Genomic DNA, 20,896 nt, shown 5'->3' on the forward strand with positions numbered 1-20,896 from the left:
CCCCTCGGGCCCCGCACGGAGGCTGTGACGAGTATTACAGATGTCGACGTCGATCGGAACAGTCTTGTTAACCACAATTCGCATCAGCTCCGGAAGTTCGCAGCACGTTTCGTGAGCATGGCCGCGACTCCTTCGGCGAAGTCCGGCGACCGGAGCAATTCGATCTGTCCGGCCTTCTCGCGGCCCAGCACCCGGTCCGGTTCCGTCAGCGTGGTCGCGGTGAGAGCCTGCTTGGTCAGCGCGACGGCCCGCCTCGGACCACGGGCCAGCCTCGCCGCGACGGCGTCGACGTGGGCCGGGAGGTCGTCGGCCGCGAGCACGCCGGCGATCAGACCCTCGTCCGCCGCCCGGTCGGCGGGCAGCCGTTCGCCGAGCAGCGCCATCCGGGTGGCCCGCGCCCTGCCGATCGACGCGGCGATCAACGCACTGGAACCGCCGTCGGGCATGAGTCCGACGTTGACGAACGCGAGGAGTAGGTACGCGCCCTCGGCGGCGTACGTGAGGTCCGCCGCCAGGGCGATGGACGCCCCGACCCCGACAGCCGCGCCGCCGACCTGCGCGATCACCGGGATCGGGAGGTCGACGATCGCGCGGATCACGCGATTGGCGGAATCCATCACCACCTCCGGCGGCGCCTCCCGGCCGCCCGCGGTGGCCGCCGCGGCGAGATCCGCGCCGGTGCAGAATGCCGCGCCCGCACCCGAGAGGACGACGACGCGGACGACAGGATCCGCCGCCGCGGCGGTGAGCACGTCGCCGAGTGCGGTCATGTGAGCCAGATCGAGCGCATTCATCCGGTCGGGCCGGTCGATCGTGATCCGGAGGATCCCGCCGTCCACGACCACCCGGAGACCGCCGGCTGCGGCGGCGGGGATGGTCGACAGTTGCCGTGGTGCACTCATCAAGCCAGTTACCTCCGAAGGAATCGGCCTGCGGGGCCGGGAAGGCGGGACGATGGAAGAAGCCACCGCCGAACGCGAATTTCAGTTAACTTATTGGTGTCGCTCGGTACGTGTCAATACCTCTCGGAACACATTTCGCACTGTTTTGCTGGCGATTCACCGAGACGCCGGGCGAACGCTCCGGCGCACGGGGACCATCCGTGGCTCGTCGTCGCCGGAGTCTCGGTTAAGATGACCGGCAGAGGAACTGGCAGACGACTGCCCACTACTGGAGGTGACCGTGGCTCGGACCAGCACGGCGGCCGGTGCCGCCACCGACCGGCCGATCCGCCGCCGCCCCAAGAATCGCAAGGCCCAGATCGCGAACGTCGCGGCCGAAGCCTTCAGCGAGCGCGGCTATCATGCGGTCGGTGTCGACGAGATCGCTGCCACCATCGGCATTTCCGGCCCCGCTCTGTACCGGCACTATCCCAACAAGTACGCCCTGTTCGTCCACGCGGCGACGACGACGGCCGACGCGCTCCAGGCCACCGCGGACGGCGCACTCGATGTCGTCGCCGAACTCGAACCCGGCGATCGCCTCGAACACCTGATCGCCGCCATCGTCGCCAACAGCATCGAGAACCGTAAGATCGCCGGGCTCTACCGCTGGGAGGGCCGGTACCTCGAGGCCGAGGACCGTAAGCGGATTCGCGCCGTGTTCGTGCACGTCACGCAGTGCGTTGCCGCGCCGCTGCGCGAGATCCGCCCCGAACTCACCGCAGTCGACGCGACGACGCTGGGGGCGTCGACGTTGAGCGTGATCGGCAGCATCAGCGCGCACCGGACCACCCTCGCCACCCGGCGACTCGACACGCTCCTGAAGTCGGCGTGCGGGTCGATCCTGAACGCGACGCTCCCGCCCGCCGTCCCGAACGCGGGCGGGGGCGCCCCCGCCGGCGCGGTGCGGGGACTGGCCGTGACGTCCAAGCGCGAATTGCTGATCAACGAGGCCGTCAAGATCTTTGACCGGCACGGCTACCACGACTCGAGCATCGAGGAGATCGGCGCCGCCGCCGGCATCAACGCGTCGAGCGTGTACCGCCACTTCCCCAGCAAGGCAGACCTTCTGGCGGCGGTGTTCTACCGCGCGTCCGACCGGCTGGCCGTGGCCACCTCGGCGGCGCTGTCCACCGCCACCGACCCCGAGGACGCCCTCCGCAAGCTCGCCGAGTCGTACCTGGAACTGTCGTTCGGGAACCCGGAAGTGCTGTCGGTCTACTTCGCGGAGATCGGGAACCTCCCGAAGAACGAGCGGACCAATCTCCGTAACGTGCAGCGCCTGCACGTCGAGGAGTGGGTCCACCTGGTGACCGCCGCGCGGTCCGAACTCTCGGCGCCGGAGGCACGGTTCCTGGTGCACGCGGCACTGGGGCTGGTTCTCGACATCGGCCGACTGGTCCACTTCGACACCCGCGAGGAGTCGCGTGCCCGTCTCCACACCCTGATGACGGCCGTACTGCTGGGACATTGAGCCCGGCCCGGGCGGTGACATTGAGCCCGACCCGGGCGGTGACATTGAGCCCGGCCCGGGCGGTGACACTGAGCCCGTGTCCCTGGGCGAATCGTCCGGGGGCCAGTTCTCATGCGGCCCGCCGGCGACCTCCTCGTTGCTTGTCGTTGTCCGCGCCGAGGTCACGGGGTCGGTAGCCCACCGGGTATCCGGGGTAGGTCCGGTTGCGCGGATCCCGTGCGGCCTTCGATTCCCGCCGGGGCGGCAGGAGGCGGACGAACCGGGCACGGATCCGCAGCGCACGACGGGACGCGTTCTGCAGCCAGTGCGGGGCGGCGGGAAATCCGAACGCCGCCAGCATCATCGGGTCGAGGAGGGCGTAGACCCCGTGCGCGACGAGCGGCCGCAGTGGTGCCGGGAACCAGGAGCAGAACAGATTCAGCGTGTAGGTGCCGACCCGATGGTTGTCGTCGGTGTACCGGAAGTGCGTCCGCTCGTACTCTGCCTTGAACCGGTAGAAGTCCTCGAAGGTCTCGGGAAGGTTTCTGATCCCCATGCGAACACCCACCTGACGGTAGAAGTGGAAGCACGCGAGACGCTCGTTCCGGGTGAGCCGCCGCCATCCGAAGCGGTCGATCCAGTCGATCGGCTCGTAGATGAAGGTGGTCAGCACGTACAGCATGTCGTCGTTGTCGATGTCGTACTTACCGTGCATGCGGTTCACGACGCGCAGCGACTCGATGCCACGTTCGGAGTCGTAGCCGTGCTCGACGAGTTCGGCCATCAGCAACGCGGTGTCGTCGTACCGCTTCTGCGGTCGTTTCTCGAACTCACCGGTGCGCTGCAGCAGTTCCGAAATCGTGGGGACGCAATACGTTCGGAACAGCGCGAACTCGAGGGACCGCTGGTAGTCCCACGGAAATTCGTAGCCGGCCGTGATGCGATGGATCTCCTGGTGGTCGAGGACCGGGTCGAGTTCCTCGATCCGGCGCTGCCAGCCGTGCCTGCCCCGCGGAACGCTGTCCGGCGTGGTCTTCGTCAGCATGTAAATATCCTCCCGTGGTCAGCGTCCGTGCCGGTTCTTCAACATCCAGGCGGAAATCTTCATGTCCCGCGACTTACGCTGCATGGTCAGCAGATTCAGCGGCGCCGCGAACTTCTGCCGGGCGATGGACTTGACCCGGCTGAATTCCCGCAGCCCGTCCGCGCCGTGAATGCGGCCGAAGCCCGAGTCTCCGACACCGCCGAACGGTAACGACGGGACACCGGCGAATCCGAGCACCGACCCGATCGTCACGACGCCTGCCCTGAGCTTCTCGGCAGCCTGCATCGCCTTGGTCGCATCCTTGCTGAAGATGGACGCGCCGAGACCGAACGTGGTGCCGTTGGCCTTTGCGACCGCCTCGTCGAGGCTCGCGACCTTGTTGACGACGACCGTGGGGCCGAACGTCTCCTCGCGGATCGCGGTGCTGTCCTCGGGAACGCCGGTCAGCACGATGGGCCCGACGTACCCGTCCGCGATGGAGTCGAGTCCGCCGACCACCGCGGATCCACCCTTGTCGAGTGCGTCCCGGACGTGGCTGCGGATCACGTCGGACTGGCTGGTCATCGTCATGGGGCCGTACGCGGCGTCCCGCGGTCCCGGGCGCAGAACCTTCGACTTCTCGGCGAGCAGCCGGACGAACTCGTCGTAGACGGAGTCGACGACGTAGATGCGCTCGACGCCCGCGCACGTCTGTCCGGCGTTGCCCATCGCCCCGAACACGGCGAACCCCGCCGCCTCGTCCAGGTTCGCGTCGGCGTCGACGAGCATGGCGTCCTTGCCTCCCGCCTCGACGACCAACGGCGTGAGCGTCTCGGCACAGGCGGCCATGACGCGCTTGCCGGTGGCGGCGGACCCGGTGAAGGCGATCTTGTCGACGCCGGCGGAGACGAGGGCGGAACCCGTCGACCCGTCGCCGGTGATCACTTGCAGGACAGGCTGATTGGGGATGAGTGCCTTCCACTTGTCGGCGAGCCACACAGCGACCCCGGGCGTCAGCTCACTGGGTTTGAACACGACGGTGTTGCCCGCTGCGAGCGCGTAGGAGATGGAGCCCATCGGCGTGTACACGGGGTAGTTCCACGGCCCGATCACACCGACCACACCCATCGGCTCGTACCCGACGCTGCTGGCCTGGTTCGCGCTGACCAGACCGGAAGGCACCTTGCGCCGCTTCAGGACCTTGCCCGCGTTCTTCGCGGCCCAATCGAGATGCTCGATGGCGAGCATCACTTCGAGGAGCGCGTCGTCGTAGGGCTTGCCGGTCTCGGCGGCGACGAGCGCGGCGAGTTGCTCGCCGTCCCGTGCCATCGACTTCTTCCAGTCCAGGAGCCATTGCTTGCGGCCGTCGAAGCCGAGAGCGTTCCACCACTGCGCGGCGGACCGGGCCGCGTCGACGGCGGCGCGCACCTCCCGCTCCCCCTGGATCGGGTACTCGGCCAGGACGGTGCCGTCGCGCGGGTCCAGCGACGCGAACGTCTTCGGCGCCGGCTCTGTCGAGGCCGCCGGCCCGGTCGAGGCCGTGGGCTGCGCGCCTGCCGTCGTCTCGGTCGTCTCCGCCTGCTGTGACATGGTCGATGCCCTCCCTCGAGATCACATCAAATATATGTGATGTGATGTAATGTAGTGGACATCACAGTATGCGGCCGACCCCATCGCGGCAAGCCCCACACAGTCACCCCGGCCGGCCTGTTCGCCGGCCGCACCACCCACGAGGAGTTCCCCGGACATGAGCGTCGAATTCACCAGTGAACAGAAGGACTTCGCGGCGGCGATCGCCGATTTCTGCAAGCGCGAGAGCGGCACCCGCGAACAGCGCGACAGGCTGACGAATCACGGCGAGCACAACCACAATCAGGACCTCTACGAGAAGATGGCGAAGCTGGGCTGGCTGGGCATCACCATCCCCGAGGAGTACGACGGCTCGGCCGCGAGCCACGTCGACATGTGCATCCTGCTCGAGGAAGCCGCCAAGGGCATGGCGCCCATCGGCGGAATCGGGCCCACCCTGATCACCGGCGGCGCGTACGCGAAGTTCGGAACCGACGCACAGAAGGACGTCGTGCTGCGCGGCATCGTGGCAGGCCGGTCGCAGTCCATCTCGATGTCCGAGCCGGAGGCCGGTTCCGACGTCGGCAACCTCAGCACCCGTGCGGAGAAGACCGCCGACGGCTGGGTGATCAACGGCCAGAAGACGTGGTGCTCCAACGCGCACTTCGCCGACAACATCCTGCTCGTGGCCCGCACCGGGCGCGGCGACGGCAAACACGAAGGCCTCACGATGTTCCACGTCCCCGCGGACACCGCCGGACTGAAGATCAGCGGCATCGACACCATGGGCGGCAAGGAGGTCAACGACCTCTACTTCACCGACTGTGTCCTCCCCGAGGACGCGGTGGTCGGCGAGGTCGGCAACGGCTGGCGCCAGCTGATGACCGGACTGAACTTCGAACGCCTGATCCTCGCCGCCATGATGCTCGGCACCGCGCAGCGCGCGTTCGCCGACACTCTCGATTTCGTCACCCAGCGCAAGCAGTTCGGGCGTCCCGTCGGATCGTTCCAGGCGCTGCGCCACCGCATCGCCGATCTGGCGACGGAGATCGAGTGCTGCAAACTGCTCGTGTACAGCGTCGCCAAGGACGTCGACGCGAACCCCGACAAGATGCTGGCCCGCGAAGCGTCGATGGCCAAGCTGAAGGTCACGGAGACGGCGAAGAAGGTCGCGCTCGAGGGCATGCAGATGATGGGCGGGTACGGCTACGCCACCGAGTTCGACATGGAGAAGCACGTCCGCTCCACCATCGTCTCGAGCATCTACGGCGGTACCAACGAGATTCAGCGCGACATCATCGGCAAGACCTACGGCTTGTAAACATCCACTGCGGTTTATGCTGGTTTGCCGCATCGAAGGAGTTCTCCATGGCATCGCCCTCCGTGTCACGATCCCCAGCGGGCCGCACCCTGCGCCGCCGACCCCAGTTGTCGGACGACGTCGCCGTGCACGTCCGCAACCTGATCATGTCCGGGGGCGTTCGCCCGGGTGACTTCATTCGCCTCGACGAGACCGCGGCGGACCTGGGGGTCAGCGTCACACCCGTCCGCGAGGCGCTCCTGACCCTGCGCGGCGAGGGACTCGTCGAACTGGTTCCCCACCGCGGCTACGTGGTCGCCCCGCTCAGCCGGGACGACATCCACGACCTCTTCTGGTTGCAGGGCCAGATCGCCGAGGAACTCGCGGTCCGCGCGACGCGGTCCGTCACCCCGGAGGTCGTCGAGGAGCTGACCGCGATCAACGAGAAGCTGCGGCGGGCCGTCGAGGACGGCGAGGCCGACCGCATCGAGGATCTCGAGTTCTCGTTCCACCGGGTCATCAACCATCTCGCGAACGCGAGCAAGCTGTCGTGGTTCCTGCTCAGCGCCACCCGGTACACGCCGGTGCAGTTCTATTCGTCCGATCCGGCCTGGGGCGAGTCGGCGGTCGAGAGCCACCGCCGCCTCATCGCCGCGCTCGCCGACGGGAAGGCCGACGTGGTCGGCGCCGAGAACAAGGCCCACTTCATCGACGGCGCCCAGCGACTGGTCGCACACCTCGACGAGGTCGGCATCTGGGACTGACCGGCGCCGCCGATCACCCGCGCCGGGTCAGCACGGTGCGGGGTTGCGGTCTCCGTACGCGGGGTCCAGCGCCCGCTGGATGATGTACACGGCCCGCGGATCGGTGGTCAGCTGGCCGTGATCCGCGGTGTTCGTGCCGCAGCCGTCCTGAAGCCAGATGTTGTGCACGGTGGCCCACGGACCTGCCGTCAGGAACGTGTTCTCCGGTGGGGTCGACACGGTGTCGCTGCGACTGGCGACCACCGTGTAGTCGATGCCCGGGTCGGTGTCGCCGGCCGCGTTGAGGAGCTGCAGGAAGGGCGAGCCCACCATCTGCTGGATGTAGGACGGCCCGACCGCGACACCGGCGAGCGTCGTGACCGGCACACCCAGTGCGTGCGCGATCGCACCGAGCGTCTGGACGTCCCCGAAGCTGGTGCCGTGGTTGGTCGCCCCGAGTGTGACGACGGTGTGGACCTTGTTGAGTGACGAATTGGAGTGATCGGCACCCCCGAGAAATCGAAGATACTGGCGCGTTACCACGCCACCCTGAGAGTGGCCCACCACGTCGACTTGGGGCGTTCCCGTTGCAGTACGCACGCGGTCTATGAATGTACTGAGCTGTTGCGCTGACTCGACGATGTCCGCACCTTCCGGGCGCTCCATCAGATTTCCTTCGTCTACACCGCCTTGGCGACCGTAGTCCAATCCGAAGATGCAACACCCCTCGGCTGACAGACTGGGAGATAGTTCGCGCCACGTCTCTGCCATGTCAGCGCCGGTTCCATCTACCAGCACTACGGGACGGGGTGTGCGACCGAAGGCCTGCAACTCCAATCGTTCATACCGACGACCGGCGTCGAGTCCGGTGTGAACGCGGACGGCCCGGTCGGGACCTGCGCCTGCGCCTGCGCCGGCACTCCCCCGACGCACGCCAGCAGCCCCGCGAAGACGACCAAGTGAGCCTTACCGCCCCACGACATGCGCATATTCCTCGTATCCTGGATAGACCTAATTACACTGCTCGTCACACTAGCCACGCCGATGCAAGCCTCAACCTGAAGTCGAGACTATGGGGGTGATCACTCACCTGGTTCGTTTTCGGCTGATCGGCCACGGTCCTCCCGGCCATCCGGAAGGCTCATGGAAACGAACCACCAACGACACACGATAGTCGGGATGAGAAAGTTACTGCCGATCGAGTGAGTGGGGCGATTATGTACTTCTCCGTAGAACAGCGGAACGGCGACGATTCCGGAGAGCATTCTGACGCCTCGGCGCAGCACGAACTCGAGGGTCTGCGCGCGGAACTCGACGCCGTCGACGCGACCCTGCTCGAGACGGTCCGGCAGCGATTGGAAGTGTGCCTGCGGATCGGCGAACTGAAGGGCCGCGAGCACATCGCCATGATGCAGCCCGGACGGATCCACGTCGTCCACGAACGGGCGCGTCGGTTCGCCGACAGCCATTCCCTGTCCCCGGAGTTCTTCGACTCGCTCTACGACCTCATCATCGCCGAGACGTGCCGGCTCGAGGACCTCGTGATCAACGCGGAGGCCGTCGACGAGGGCCCCCGCCACAATGGCAATCACAACGGCAGCCACAACCACGGTGGCAACCATCAGGTTCGCCACAGTTCCGTGCCGTCTGCGAATGTCGAGTCGTGATGAGTACCCGGACGCTGCTGGTCGACAATTACGACTCCTTCACCTACAACCTGTTCACCCTGCTGGCCGAGGTGAACGGCGAACCGCCCACCGTCGTGCACAACGATGTGGAGTGGGGTTCGATCCCCTGGTCCGACTTCGACAACATCGTCATCTCCCCCGGCCCCGGCCGGCCCGACCGCAAACGCGACTTCGGGATCAGCGCCCGCATCATCAGGGAGACCGAACTCCCCGTGCTCGGCGTCTGCCTCGGCCACCAGGGACTGTGCCAGCTGTTCGGGGGCGAGGTGGTGCTCGCACCCGAACCGATGCACGGCCGGGTGTCCCTCGTCGACCACGACGGTTCCGAACTCTTCGCAGGCATTCCGTCACCGTTCCCGACGGTCCGTTACCACTCGCTGATCGTCGAGGATCTCCCCGGAGATCTCGAGGCCACCGCCTGGACGGCCGACGGTCTCCTGATGGGCGTCCGGCACCGCACTCGTCCGCTGTGGGGCGTCCAGTTCCACCCCGAATCGATCAGTACCGCGTTCGGCCACGAACTGCTTGCGAACTTCCGCGACCTCACGCAGACGCATTCCGGGACACCCACGCACGGATCCCTGCTCAGAATCCCGATCCCCCACGCGCCGTACGTGGTCCAGCAGGTGCGCGTCGACCACGAAGTCGACCCCCGCACCACGTTCGAGGATCTGTTCGCGTCCGGACCCAACGCGTTCTGGCTCGACGGGACGTCGGCGTCGGAACCGACTTCGCGATTCACGATCATGGGCAACTGTTCCGGCCCGCGCGCCGAGTACATCACGTACGACGTCAGCGAGGCGATCGTCCGGATCACGCGGGAGGGGTTGCCGGTCGAACAGGTGCACGCACCGTTCTTCGACTACCTCGAACGGCAACTGCAGGCACGGTCCGTGCCCGGCCTCCCGGGTGTGCCGTTCGGCCTCGGTTACGTGGGATACCTCGGCTACGAACTGAAGGCCGAGACCGGTGGCACCGCGGCGCACAAGTCCCCCACCCCGGACGCCGCACTCGTGTTCGCGGACCGCGCCGTGGTCATCGATCATTCGAACGAGCGCACGTACGCGCTGTGCCTGAGTGATCACCAGGACGATCCGGAGTTGCGCCGCTGGCTGGACGAGATGGAAGCGGCGCTGCACCGGCTGGCCGAGCCGGACCACCCGACGACCGCGGTGCCGCCGATCCGGAAACCGGAGGCCGCCGAACTCGCCCTGCGCCACGACCACGACAAGTACCTCGACCACATCGCGACGTCGCTCGGTGAGATCCGGACCGGCGAGTCCTACGAGGTGTGTCTGACCAACATGGCGACGGTGGACCAGTCGATCAACCCGCTGCACACGTTCGAACTACTCCGCTCCATCAGTCCCACGCCGTACAGTGCCTACCTCCAGTTCGCCGGGCTGTCCGTTCTCAGTGCCTCCCCCGAACGGTTCCTGAGGATCGGCGCGGACCGGGTGGTCGAGTCCAAGCCGATCAAGGGGACCCGTCCGCGCGGCGCCACCCCCGCCAAGGATGCGGCGCTGCGGCAGGATCTGCTCGACAGCGAGAAGGACCGCGCCGAGAATCTGATGATCGTCGATCTGACCCGCAACGACCTGGCCCGGGTGTGCGTTCCCGGCTCGGTGCACGTTCCGAAGCTGTTCGACGTCGAAACGTATGCGGCCGTGCATCAACTCGTGTCGACCGTGCGCGGAACCCTCAGCGCCGACGCCTCCGTCGTCGAGTGCGTCCGTGCCGCCTTCCCCGGCGGATCGATGACGGGCGCGCCGAAGATCCGGACCATGGAGATCATCGACCGGCTCGAGTCCGGGCCGCGCGGCGTGTATTCCGGTTCGATCGGCTACTTCTCCCTGACGGGGACTGCCGACCTGTCCATCGTCATCCGCACGATCGTCGCCACGGACACCGAGGTGACATTCGGCATCGGCGGGGCGATCACTGCGCTGTCGGACCCGGAGGAGGAGTTCGACGAGGCAATGGTCAAGGCCGCCACCATGTTGCGGGCGCTGTCCGTGACGGCAGACCGGCCGAACGAGATCGGGCAGTGAACGTCCCGGCCGCATCCTCCCGGACCGTCGCACTGATCGGCGGTTCGGGCGATGTCGGCCGGATGCTCACCACTCGGCTGCGCGCCGACGGAAACACGGTGCGCACCGTCGACATCCGGTTCACCGACCGGTCCGAGTCGGATCAGGTGAAGGGCGACATCACCGACCCGTCGCCGGAACTACGGGCGGTGGTGCAGGCCGCCGATGCGGTGATTCTGGCGATCCCCGAAAGCGTCGCACTGGAGTCGATTCCGTTCCTCGTCTCAGAGTTGCGCGAACACGCGCTGCTGGTCGACACGCTGTCCGTGAAGTCCCGATTCGATGCGGCCCTGCGGGAGAGCGCACTGTGCGGCGGCGCGGTGGGCATCAACCCGATGTTCGCCCCGTCCCTCGGACCGGAGGGCCGCCCGGTCGCGGCCGTGACCTACCGGGGCGGCCCCGGGGTGGAGTGGTTCCTGTCGGCACTGTCCGGCTGGGGATCGTCGGTGGTCCGCCTGGACGCCGAACACCACGACCGGCTCACGGCAGCGACCCAGGCACTGACGCACGCAAGCGTCCTCGCCTTCGGCCTCGCCCTCGCGGACCTCGGTGTCGACGGCGCCGAACTCACCGCGGTGGGCACCCCACCGCATCTCGTCTCGCTCGCTCTCCTCGCGCGGGTCGGCGGCGGCGTCCCGGAGGTCTATCGGGACATCCAGGCAGGCAATCCCTACGCGGGCGACGCCCGCCGCGCGCTCGCCGCCGCGCTCGCCACTCTCACCGACACCGTCGAGCAGGGCTCCGAGGACGATTTCGCCGCGCTCATGTCCCACGCGACGTCCCCGCTCGGCGACCGGAGCGAACCCCTCGGCCGGCTGTGCGCCGACCTTTTCACCGATCTCGTTCACCGACAGCCGCGGAACGGAGATACGTCATGACGACCCAGAACATTCCCTCGCTCCCGGAGTACGACCCGTCCGATCCGGTGGAAAGTGCCGTCGTGACGCGGCTCGCGCGCAACTGGGGGCAGCGGGCGACCGTGAAGAAGCCGGAACCGGACCTCGACGCGCTGTTCGACCTCGGCAAGCAGGACTACCCGAACGAATTGCTGCCGTTCGCCGATCACGACCGGTTCCTCCGCATGGACGAGGAGCAAAGGAACCGGCTGCGGGCGTGGGCCTGGATCGCGTTCAACAAGAACGTCATGGACATCGAGCAGTACGTGGTCAATCCCGGGTTCGACCTCGTCGCGCACGACGCCCTGGACACCGGACTCGGAGACACGTTCGCCGTGGCAGTCCACCAGGCGATGGTGGACGAGCAGTACCACACCCTCATGCACCTGAACGCGAGCGCGGTCACCCGCCGGCAACGCGGTTGGGCGATGCCGAACAACGCCCTTCCCGACGTCCTGACGTTGCGCCGCCAGCGCGCGGCGACGGCCGAGGCCGCCGACCCGAGGCGGCGGGCGATCACGACGTTCGCCTTCATGACGGTGGCGGAGATCTCGATCAGCTCCTACCTCGACCTGATCTCCGAGAACGACGTCATCCAGCCGGTCAACCGGGCGACGGTCCGGCTGCACAATCGCGACGAGTACTGTCACGCCTCGATCGCCGACGACATCGCGGGCGTCGTCTACGACACCCTGAACCCCGGCGACCGGCGGCTGTTCCTCGACGGGCTCGTCGACGCGATGACCGCCTTCAGCAGCAACGACTACTCGACCTGGCACACCATCGTCGACATCCTGGACCTCGACGGCGGTCAGGCGATGATCGACGACGCCGAACACGACACTCGCCGATCCGCGCTGGTCCAGGATTTCGGTGGCATCCACAAACTGTGCAAGCACCTCGGGGTCGCGGGCGAGATGTCCTACGAGTGGGCCTGACTCGATTTCAGCCCGATTTCTGCCGATCAGCTCGACTTCAGCCCGATTTCTGTGACAGCCGCTCCCGTCCGGCTGTCACAGAACGGCGGGTTCCGGTGTCTGGTGTGTGACACCGTCGAGAACGAAGAGGAGCCACCCATGGCCGGCACGTCGCAGACCACACCCGACGATCGCGGCGGGAGCGGGGATGCCCGTTCGGATCCCGCCACCGAGGCGTTCGTCACGCACCGCAATCTGCTGTTCACCGTCGCCTACGAGATGCTCGGCTCGGCCGCCGACGCGGAGGACATCCTGCAGGAGACCTGGCTGCGGTGGGCGGGCGTCGATCTGGGCACGGTGCGGAATCAGCGGGCGTACCTGGTCCGGATCACCACCCGCCAGGCGCTGGTCCGGCTGCGCACACTCGGCAGGCGCAGGGAGTCCTACGTCGGCCCCTGGCTACCGGAGCCGTTGCTGACCGCCCCCGATGTCGCCGAGGACGTCGAGTTGGCCGACAGCGTATCGATGGCGATGATGCTGGTACTGGAGACGCTCGCACCCACCGAGCGGGCGGTGTTCGTGCTGCGCGAGGTGTTCGATCTGGAGTACGGGGAGATCGCGGCCGCCGTCGACAAGAGCACCGACGCCGTCCGTCAGATCGCGCACCGGGCGCGGACCCACGTCGCGGCGCGCCGGCCGCGGGGCGTCGTCACTCCGGCCGAGTCCCGGGATGCACTCGACGCGTTCAAACGGGCGCTCGAGACGGGCGACCTGCAGAGCCTGCTCGACCAGCTCGCGCCGGACGTCGTCCTCCTCGGTGACGGCGGCGGAGTCAAGCAGGCCGTGCTGCGACCCATCGTCGGGGCCGACAAGGTGGGCCGCCTGCTGGCGGCCGGCCTGCCCCGGATCGGCGGCGAAGTATCGGTCGAACCCGTGCAGATGAACGGCTCCCCCGCCCTGATCGTCCGGCTCGACGGGGAGATCGACGACGTCGTGGCCGTGCGGATGGACGACGGCATGATCACCGGGCTCTACATCGTGCGCAACCCCGAGAAGCTGTCGCGGGTCGAGCGGGAAACGGCGGTGAGCCGCTGAGGCGGACCCCCTGACCTGACGATGCCGTGGTGGGAAGGCGCGGAGCCTTCCCACCACGGACGCTCGGAAATCAGTGCCCGGACCGCTCCTCGGCTTGAGCCACGAGCGCGGTGAGCGCCTCCACCCAGAACTGCCCGAACCGGTCCACTTCCGGCGCCGAGAGGATGCCGGGCGGGAACGACATGAACGCCGACAACTGCAGGCCCTCAGCAGTTTCCGAGATCACCGACTGGATGTCGAGAACGGCCTGGGCGGGCATCGCGCTCTTCTCGAAGCCACCCGTGACGGGAGATTCGAAGTCGGGCAGCCAGTCGAGTCCGCGGACCGCCTCGGGAACCTCGGCGGCGCTGACGCGTCCGATGTAGTTGAACACGATCTGCGGTTCCGGTCACTTCATCATCACCGACGACGTGTCCGGGTTGAGGTACCGCAGCAGTCCGTATCCGATTCCTCGGTCCGGGATCGCACTCAGCTGATCCCGCACCGCGTGCACGGCGTCCGCGCCTTCGGTCTCGCCCTTGCGGAACTCGGTGTCTACAGCGCCGAACTCACCGCGGTGGGCACCCCACCGCATCTCGTCTCGCTCGCGCTCCTCGCACGGGTCGGGCGCGGCGTCCCGGAGGTCTACCACGACATCCAGGCAGGCAATCCCTTCGCCGGCGACGCCCGCCGCGCGCTCGCCGCCGCGCTCGCCGCTCTCACCGCTCTCACCGCTCTCACCGCTCTCACCGCTCTCACCGACGTCGAGCAGGGCTCCGAAGACGATTTCGCCGCACTCATGTTTCGCGCGACGTCCCCCCCTCGGCGATCGGAACGAACCCCTCGCCCGGCTGTGCGCCGACCTCTTCACCGATCTCGTTCACCGACAGCCGCGGAACGGAGAAACCTACCTCGATCTGATCTCCGAGAACGACGTCATCCAGCCGGTCAACCGGGCGACGGTCCGGCAGCACAATCGCGACGAGTACTGTCACGCCTCGATCGCCGACGACATCGCGGGCGTCGTCTACGACACCCTGAACCCCGGCGACCGGCGGCTGTTCCTCGACGGGCTCGTCGACGCGATGACCGCCTTCAGCAGCAACGACTACTCGACCTGGCACACCATCGTCGACATCCTGGACCTCGACGGCGGTCAGGCGATGATCGACGACGCCGAACACGACACCCGCCAATCCGCGCTGATCCAGGATTTCGGTGGCATCCACAAACTGTGCAAGCACCTCGGCGTCGCGGGCGAGATGTCCTACGAGTGGCAATAATGACACGCAATTCGGTCGGTGCCAGCGAAGGCCATAGATCTCTTCTTAGATAACACGACTACAGTTCGAGGATCTCCGAGGGGGCTGCCAGCGCATCCGCGCGGGAAGTGTCCTTCAGCTCCACTCCGGACCGGCCCAGTTTCCGGGCGCCGGACACGAGGCCCGCCACGACGCCGGCGGCGAGTTCGTAGCCGAGCCCCTCGGGTGGGTGGATGTTGGACACGCAGTTCCGGTCGGCGTCGGTGCGTCCGGGGCGCGGCAGATGTGTGAGGTAGACGCCGACGCTGTCGGCCACCGACAGTCCCGGCCGCTCCCCGATCAGCAGGACGAGCGTCTGCACACCCAGCGCCTGCGCGATGTGGTCGCCGAGCGCCACCCGGGCCTGGGTCGCGATCACCGGCGGCGCCAATGAGTACGTTCCCCCGAATTCGTCGACCAGCGCCGACAGCAGGGACACCCCGTGATCGGTGAGCGCGCGAGGCGACAGCCCGTCGGCGAGGACGAACCCCACCTCCGCGTTCCCCGCGGGGACACCGGACAGGTCTGCCGGCGTGCGGCCCAGGTCGGGGCGGCGCAGGTATTCGCTGCGATCCGACGCCTGACTCGTGACGACCACCGGTCTGCCCAGGCCCACCGCCTCGACCTGCTCGGCCAGCGCCTGTGCGTCGAGTGGTTGGTGGACGGCGTCGCGAGCCGCGGCGTGCGCCGACCGGAACTCGAGAACACGCTGCGTGGGCAGCGCGTCCCCGGTGCGGCCGAGTCCGATACGCGCCTGCGTCGTGGCCCGCAGTTCCGCCCAGAAGTCTTGTGCGACAGGATCGGTCATCGTGCCACCGTCAGTGCTCGAAGCGGCGACGCCGCGGCGTCGACCGGCAGCACCCGGCCGGCGTCGTCGACCATGCCGAGGCGGCGCATCCAGTCCTCGAATTCCGGCGCCGGCCTGAGTCCGAGCACCTGGCGCGCGTACAGCGCATCGTGGAACGACAGACTCTGATAACCGAGCATGACGTCGTCGGCGCCGGGCACCGCGATGACGAACGCAGCGCCCGCCACCCCGAGCAGGGTGAGCAGCGTGTCCATGTCGTCCTGGTCGGCCTCGGCGTGGTTGGTGTAGCAGACGTCGACGCCCATCGGCAGACCCAGCAGTTTCCCGCAGAAATGGTCCTCGAGTCCGGCCCTGATGATCTGCTTGCCGTCGTACAGGTACTCCGGCCCGATGAAACCGACGACCGTGTTGATCAGCAGCGGTTCGAGGTCGCGGGCCACCGCGTACGCCCTGGTCTCCAGGGTCTGCTGGTCGACGGGCCTGCCACCGGTGCCGAGGTGCGCCCCGGCACTCAGGGCCGACCCCTGCCCCGTTTCCAGATACATCACGTTGTCGCCGACGGTGCCGCGTTTCAGCGACCGGCCGGCCGCGTTCGCCTCCCGCAGCAGCGAGATGTCGACGCCGAAACTGGAATTGGCGCCCTGTGTCCCGGCGATGGACTGGAACACCAGGTCGACGGGAACGCCTTCCTCGATCAGGCCCATCGTGGTGGTCACGTGCGACAGCACGCACGACTGCGCCGGAATGTCGAAGCGCTGACGGATGTCGTCGAGCAGGTGCAGCAGTTCCGCGGTGGCGTGCGGCGAATCGGTGGCCGGGTTGATGCCGATGACGGCGTCACCGCAGCCGAGCAGCAGTCCGTCGAGGGTGGCGGCCGCGATCCCGCGGGGGTCGTCGGTGGGATGGTTGGGCTGCAATCGGGTTCCCAGGTGGCCGGGTACGCCGAGCGTCGTCCGGAACCCCGCGGTGACGGTGACCGCCCGTGCGACCGCGATGAGGTCCTGGTTGCGCATGATCTTGCTGACCGCCGCGACCATCTCCGGGGTGAGCCCCGGGGCGACGCGGCGGAACGTCTCGGCCGCGCCGGCCCGCGCCGCGACGTCCAGCAGCCAGTCGCGCAGGCCGCCCACGGTGAGGTGGGAGATCTCGCCGAATGCGACCCGGTCGTGCGAGTCGATGATCAGCCTCGTGACCTCGTCGTCCTCGTAGGGCACGACGAGTTCGTTCAGGAACGTGCCGAGCGGGACATCGGCCAGCGCCCACTGCGCGGCGGCGCGTTCGGCATCGGACGACGCCGCGCACCCGGCGAGTTCGTCCCCGCTGCGCAGCGGCGTCGCCTTGGCCATCAGGTCGACGAGACCGTCGAACGCGTACCCGGTTCCTGCGACTCCGTGACTGTAGGTGGTCATTCGAGATCTTCCTCTGCCTTTGCAAGAACAGCAAACTCCTCGTCGGGCGAATTGGCAACGAGGTGATGACGGCTGTACAGGCCGAAGTACGCCATGAAGGCCGCGAACGCGATCAGCGTCCAGAGTGCGGCGACCGGATCGACGAGGAACGTGGCGATCACCGCGGCGGCCGCGATGACCAGTGCGAACGACGTGGTGACGATGCCGCCGGGTGTGCGGTACGGCCGCTTCATCTCCGGCTCGCGCCTGCGGAGGACGATGTGGCTGACCATCATCAGCACGTAGCTGACGGCCGCGCCGAGCACGGCCATGTTCAGCAGCATCGCGCCTTCGCCGGTGAGCGAGAGGATGAATCCGATGACACCCGGCACGATGAGTGCGAGCGTGGGCGCCTTCCGCGAGTTGGTGACCGACAGGTTCGTCGGCAGGTAACCGGCGCGGGACAGCGCGAACGTCTGCCGCGAGTAGGCGTACATGATCGAGAAGAAGCTGGCGACGAGGCCGGCCAAGCCGATGTAGTTGACGACCTTCGCCGCGGTTCCGTCACCGAGCGCCTCGACCAGCGGATTCCCGGACGTCGACAGGCTCTCGGCACCCAGTGCCCCCGTCGCGAGGAACAGGACCGATGCCCCCGTGACGATGAGGATGAGCATGCTGATGATGATTCCGCGCGGCACGTTCTTCTCCGGCTCGCGCGCCTCCTCCGCGGCCAGCGGCACGCCTTCGACGGCGAGGAAGAACCAGATGGCGAATGGCACGGCCGCCCAGATGCCGAACGCGCCGAACGGCAGGAAACTCGACGCCCCCGCCGCATCGGTCGCGGCGATGTCGGTGAGGTTGCCCGCGTCGAACAGCCCGATCGCGGAGACCGCGAAGATCACGAGGCCGACGAGTGCGATCGCCGTGATGACGAACATGGCCTTGAGCGCCTCGCCGGCGCCGGTCAGGTGGATTCCGATGAAGATCGCGTAGACCGCCAGGTACACCCACCACCCGTCGGTGATGCCGAACAGGTTCAGCGATTCGACGTAACTGCCGATGAACGTCGCGATGGCGGCGGGCGCGATCGCGTATTCGATGAGAATGGCGGTGCCGGTGGCGAATCCGCCCCACGGCCCGAGTGCCCGCCGGGCGAACGTGTAACCGCCGCCCGCGGCGGGCAGGGCGGAGGACATCTCGGCCATCCCCAGCACCATGGCCAGATACATGCCTGCGATGACGACACCGGCGATCAGCAGTCCGCCGAATCCGCCCTCGGCAAGCCCGTTGTTCCATCCGGCGTAGTCACCGGAGATCACGTAGCTGACGCCGAGCCCTGCGAGCAGCACCCAGCCCGCCGAACCCTTTCGGAGCGTGCGTTTTTCCAGATAGCTGTTGTCTTCGGAGTGGAAGTCGGCAGCATCGTGGTGGTTACCGGTTCCGGAATTCTTGGATGGTTCTACGAGTGACATTCCGTCCCCTACGTCGATCCGAATATTGCCTCGCCGACGCCACGCGAGACGCGGTGCCGAACGGCCGAGGCCAATGGTGAATGAGCTGTGTACACGTCGTGTCAGGAGAACGTGACCACGACGTAAAAACCGCGGTCGCAGTGAACTTCGGGCGCTAGGGGCCCGGGCGGCGAGCGGGCACGGGACATGCGTCGACGGCTTCGGCGACCACTTGCGGTTCGGGTGACGGTGCGGGCCTCCAGCCCTGCTCCCACCGCTCGCCCACGATGACGTCCTCCGCGGCGAGACTGGTGTTCTCCTCCGGGGTGAAGGCACGCGCACGGCTGAGGAAGCGCATGCCTTCCGGGCTTTCGAGGCTGAAGCCCGATCCACGGCCGGGGACCACGTCGAGCACCAGCTGGGTGTGCTTCCACGCCTCGAACTGCGAACCGGAGATCCACACGGGCACGGCGTCGGCGCCCTCGGGCCGGGTCGACGGGGTCTCCCCGACACCGAGACGCAGGTCGAGGACACCGAGCAGCACGTCGCGGTCGCCGACGATGAATTCGCCGTCGGGATAACACATCGGCGCGGACCCGTCGCAGCATCCGCCGGATTGATGCATCATCAGCGCCCCGTGGGTACCGCCGAGGCGGCGGAGAAGCTCCACCGCCCCGGCGGTTGCCTTCAGGCGCTGAGGCGCCCGGGCTGCATCCATCAGAAGAAGCCCTGAGCCTTCTGGGCGTAGCTGACCAGCAGGTTCTTCGTCTGCTGGTAGTGCTCCAGCATCATCAGGTGGTTCTCGCGGCCGATGCCCGACTGCTTGTAGCCACCGAACGCGGCGTGCGCCGGGTACTGGTGATACGTGTTGGTCCACACACGGCCGGCCTGGATGTCGCGGCCCGCCCGGTAGGCGACGCCACCGTCGCGGGACCACACGCCGGCGCCGAGGCCGTACAACGTGTCGTTGGCGATCTCGATGGCCTGGTCGTAATCCTTGAACGACGTGACGGACACGACGGGACCGAAGATCTCCTCCTGGAAGATCCGCATCTTGTTCTGGCCGGTGAATATGGTCGGCTGCACGTAGTAGCCGCCGGACAGGTCGCCGCCGAGTTCGGCGCGCTCACCACCGGTGATCACCTTGGCGCCTTCGCCCTTGCCGATCTCGATGTACGACAGGATCTTCTCGAGCTGATCGTTGGATGCCTGCGCGCCGATCATCGTGTCGGTGTCGAGCGGGTCGCCCTGGCGGACGGCCTTGGTGCGGATGGCCGCCATCGCGAGGAATTCGTCGAAGATGTCCTCCTGGATCAGCGAACGCGACGGGCAGGTGCACACCTCACCCTGGTTGAGGGCGAACATCGTGAAGCCCTCGAGCGCCTTGTCCTGGTAGTCGTCGTTGGACGACAGGACGTCGGAGAAGAAGATGTTGGGGCTCTTGCCACCCAATTCGAGGGTGACGGGGATCAGGTTCTGCGACGCGTACTGCATGATGAGCCGGCCCGTGGTGGTCTCACCGGTGAACGCGATCTTCCGGATCCGCGGGCTCGAGGCCAGCGGCTTGCCCGCCTCGACACCGAAACCGTTGACGATGTTCACCACACCGGCGGGCAGCAGGTCGCCGATGACGGAGATCAGGTGCAGGATCGACGCCGGGGTCTGCTCGGCGGGCTTGAGAACGACCGCGTTGCCTGCGGCGAGCGCGGGAGCGAGCTTCCACACGGCCATCAGGATCGGGAAGTTCCAGGGGATGATCTGGCCGACGACGCCGAGCGGCTCGTGGAAGTGGTAGGCGACGGTGTCGGAGTCGATCTCCGACAGGGCGCCTTCCTGCGCGCGGATCGCACCGGCGAAGTAGCGGAAGTGGTCGATCGCCAACGGAATGTCGGCGTTCAGGGTTTCGCGGATCGGCTTGCCGTTGTCCCAGGACTCGGCGAGCGCGATGGACTCGAGGTTCTCCTCGATGCGGTCCGCGATCTTGTTCAGGATGATGGCGCGCTCGGCTACCGACGTCTTGCCCCAGGCCGGAGCTGCGGCGTGCGCGGCGTCGAGTGCAAGCTCGATGTCCTCGGACGTCGACCGCGCGACCTCGCAGAACGGCTGCCCGGTGACGGGGGTCGGATTCTCGAAGTACTGGCCCTTGACGGGCGCAACCCACTGGCCGCCGATCCAGTTGTCGTAACGCGATTGGAAGGACATGACGGCGTCGGGCGAACCCGGGCGGGCATACACGGTCATCGATAACTCCCT

Annotated in this window: 21 protein-coding genes; 9 read left to right on the top strand and 12 right to left on the bottom strand. The window is 67.4% G+C overall.

Annotated elements, in window-relative coordinates:
• Positions 1-83: 83 nt before the first annotated feature.
• Positions 84-902 carry an enoyl-CoA hydratase gene (locus tag MLGJGCBP_RS28890; RefSeq protein ID WP_160099827.1) on the bottom strand — a complete coding sequence of 273 codons (819 nt, stop codon included), beginning with the start codon at positions 900-902 and terminating at the stop codon, positions 84-86.
• Positions 903-1,176: 274 nt separating this feature from the next.
• On the opposite strand from MLGJGCBP_RS28890, the gene MLGJGCBP_RS28895 reads away from it, so the two are divergent.
• Positions 1,177-2,415 carry a TetR/AcrR family transcriptional regulator gene (locus MLGJGCBP_RS28895; protein WP_087558478.1) on the top strand — a complete coding sequence of 413 codons (1,239 nt, stop codon included), beginning with the start codon at positions 1,177-1,179 and terminating at the stop codon, positions 2,413-2,415.
• Between the two features lie 109 nt (positions 2,416-2,524).
• Here the strand turns inward: MLGJGCBP_RS28895 and MLGJGCBP_RS28900 are convergent, their stop codons facing one another.
• Positions 2,525-3,439, bottom strand: coding sequence for an oxygenase MpaB family protein (locus tag MLGJGCBP_RS28900; protein WP_160099829.1), 915 nt, complete (start codon positions 3,437-3,439; stop codon positions 2,525-2,527).
• An 18-nt stretch (positions 3,440-3,457) separates the two neighbouring features.
• The gene (locus tag MLGJGCBP_RS28905; RefSeq protein WP_160099831.1) at positions 3,458-5,008 is read right to left on the bottom strand and encodes an aldehyde dehydrogenase family protein; all 1,551 of its coding nucleotides are present in this window, start codon (positions 5,006-5,008) and stop codon (positions 3,458-3,460) included.
• Between the two features lie 157 nt (positions 5,009-5,165).
• Here MLGJGCBP_RS28905 and MLGJGCBP_RS28910 point away from each other — a divergent pair, with 157 nt between their 5' ends.
• Both MLGJGCBP_RS28910 and MLGJGCBP_RS28915 read left to right on the top strand, forming a co-directional pair.
• Positions 5,166-6,308, top strand: coding sequence for an acyl-CoA dehydrogenase family protein (locus MLGJGCBP_RS28910; RefSeq protein ID WP_160099833.1), 1,143 nt, complete (start codon positions 5,166-5,168; stop codon positions 6,306-6,308).
• A 47-nt stretch (positions 6,309-6,355) separates the two neighbouring features.
• Entirely contained in the window at positions 6,356-7,051 is a 696-nt protein-coding gene (locus MLGJGCBP_RS28915) for a GntR family transcriptional regulator (protein WP_087558482.1), read from the top strand.
• A 27-nt stretch (positions 7,052-7,078) separates the two neighbouring features.
• Here MLGJGCBP_RS28915 and MLGJGCBP_RS28920 read toward each other — a convergent pair whose 3' ends face one another.
• Both MLGJGCBP_RS28920 and MLGJGCBP_RS52105 read right to left on the bottom strand, forming a co-directional pair.
• Positions 7,079-7,801, bottom strand: coding sequence for an esterase/lipase family protein (locus MLGJGCBP_RS28920; RefSeq protein ID WP_236581424.1), 723 nt, complete (start codon positions 7,799-7,801; stop codon positions 7,079-7,081).
• Between the two features lie 26 nt (positions 7,802-7,827).
• Positions 7,828-8,013 carry a hypothetical protein gene (locus tag MLGJGCBP_RS52105; RefSeq protein WP_236581426.1) on the bottom strand — a complete coding sequence of 62 codons (186 nt, stop codon included), beginning with the start codon at positions 8,011-8,013 and terminating at the stop codon, positions 7,828-7,830.
• Between the two features lie 234 nt (positions 8,014-8,247).
• Between MLGJGCBP_RS52105 and MLGJGCBP_RS28925 the strand changes: the two genes are divergently transcribed.
• The 5 genes from MLGJGCBP_RS28925 to MLGJGCBP_RS28945 all read left to right on the top strand — a co-directional run bounded on the left by MLGJGCBP_RS28925 (position 8,248) and on the right by MLGJGCBP_RS28945 (position 13,716).
• Complete coding sequence (locus MLGJGCBP_RS28925; RefSeq protein WP_160099835.1) at positions 8,248-8,697, top strand: chorismate mutase family protein; 450 nt, start codon at positions 8,248-8,250, stop codon at positions 8,695-8,697.
• A complete protein-coding gene (pabB, locus tag MLGJGCBP_RS28930) occupies positions 8,697-10,769 on the top strand; it encodes an aminodeoxychorismate synthase component I (protein WP_160099837.1) in 2,073 nt (690 codons plus the stop codon). Before MLGJGCBP_RS28925 ends, pabB begins: the two co-directional genes overlap by 1 nt.
• The gene (locus MLGJGCBP_RS28935; protein ID WP_160099839.1) at positions 10,766-11,686 is read left to right on the top strand and encodes a prephenate dehydrogenase; all 921 of its coding nucleotides are present in this window, start codon (positions 10,766-10,768) and stop codon (positions 11,684-11,686) included. The genes pabB and MLGJGCBP_RS28935 overlap by 4 nt, the downstream gene beginning before the upstream one ends.
• Positions 11,683-12,642 (top strand): AurF N-oxygenase family protein, encoded by a 960-nt coding sequence (locus MLGJGCBP_RS28940; RefSeq protein WP_160099841.1) that lies wholly within the window; start codon positions 11,683-11,685, stop codon positions 12,640-12,642. The genes MLGJGCBP_RS28935 and MLGJGCBP_RS28940 overlap by 4 nt, the downstream gene beginning before the upstream one ends.
• Before the next feature lie 138 nt (positions 12,643-12,780).
• The gene (locus tag MLGJGCBP_RS28945; RefSeq protein WP_160099843.1) at positions 12,781-13,716 is read left to right on the top strand and encodes an RNA polymerase sigma-70 factor; all 936 of its coding nucleotides are present in this window, start codon (positions 12,781-12,783) and stop codon (positions 13,714-13,716) included.
• Between the two features lie 70 nt (positions 13,717-13,786).
• On the opposite strand, the gene MLGJGCBP_RS28950 is transcribed toward MLGJGCBP_RS28945, so the two are convergent.
• Both MLGJGCBP_RS28950 and MLGJGCBP_RS50705 read right to left on the bottom strand, forming a co-directional pair.
• Positions 13,787-14,089: a hypothetical protein gene (locus tag MLGJGCBP_RS28950; protein WP_160099845.1), complete on the bottom strand. Its 303-nt coding sequence runs from the start codon at positions 14,087-14,089 to the stop codon at positions 13,787-13,789.
• 15 nt (positions 14,090-14,104) lie between these two features.
• The gene (locus MLGJGCBP_RS50705) at positions 14,105-14,566 is read right to left on the bottom strand and encodes a hypothetical protein (RefSeq protein WP_201453228.1); all 462 of its coding nucleotides are present in this window, start codon (positions 14,564-14,566) and stop codon (positions 14,105-14,107) included.
• 49 nt (positions 14,567-14,615) lie between these two features.
• Between MLGJGCBP_RS50705 and MLGJGCBP_RS50710 the strand changes: the two genes are divergently transcribed.
• The gene (locus MLGJGCBP_RS50710; protein ID WP_268960780.1) at positions 14,616-14,978 is read left to right on the top strand and encodes a diiron oxygenase; all 363 of its coding nucleotides are present in this window, start codon (positions 14,616-14,618) and stop codon (positions 14,976-14,978) included.
• A 58-nt stretch (positions 14,979-15,036) separates the two neighbouring features.
• Here MLGJGCBP_RS50710 and eutC read toward each other — a convergent pair whose 3' ends face one another.
• From eutC to adh, 5 genes are all read right to left on the bottom strand, one after another.
• Complete coding sequence (gene eutC, locus MLGJGCBP_RS28960; protein WP_160099847.1) at positions 15,037-15,804, bottom strand: ethanolamine ammonia-lyase subunit EutC; 768 nt, start codon at positions 15,802-15,804, stop codon at positions 15,037-15,039.
• Positions 15,801-17,213: an ethanolamine ammonia-lyase subunit EutB gene (locus tag MLGJGCBP_RS28965; RefSeq protein ID WP_160099849.1), complete on the bottom strand. Its 1,413-nt coding sequence runs from the start codon at positions 17,211-17,213 to the stop codon at positions 15,801-15,803. Before MLGJGCBP_RS28965 ends, eutC begins: the two co-directional genes overlap by 4 nt.
• Positions 17,210-18,664, bottom strand: a complete 1,455-nt coding sequence (eat, locus tag MLGJGCBP_RS28970; RefSeq protein WP_160099851.1) for an ethanolamine permease — start codon at positions 18,662-18,664, stop codon at positions 17,210-17,212. The genes MLGJGCBP_RS28965 and eat overlap by 4 nt, the downstream gene beginning before the upstream one ends.
• Positions 18,665-18,818: 154 nt before the next feature.
• Positions 18,819-19,361, bottom strand: coding sequence for a DUF779 domain-containing protein (locus tag MLGJGCBP_RS28975; protein WP_015889873.1), 543 nt, complete (start codon positions 19,359-19,361; stop codon positions 18,819-18,821).
• On the bottom strand, positions 19,361-20,884 hold the full coding sequence (gene adh, locus MLGJGCBP_RS28980; RefSeq protein WP_015889872.1) for an aldehyde dehydrogenase: 1,524 nt from the start codon (positions 20,882-20,884) through the stop codon (positions 19,361-19,363). Before adh ends, MLGJGCBP_RS28975 begins: the two co-directional genes overlap by 1 nt.
• Between the last annotated feature and the right edge of the window lie 12 nt (positions 20,885-20,896).

It is taken from the genome of Rhodococcus sp. T7 (assembly GCF_009872365.1).
Lineage (GTDB): Bacteria > Actinomycetota > Actinomycetes > Mycobacteriales > Mycobacteriaceae > Rhodococcus_F.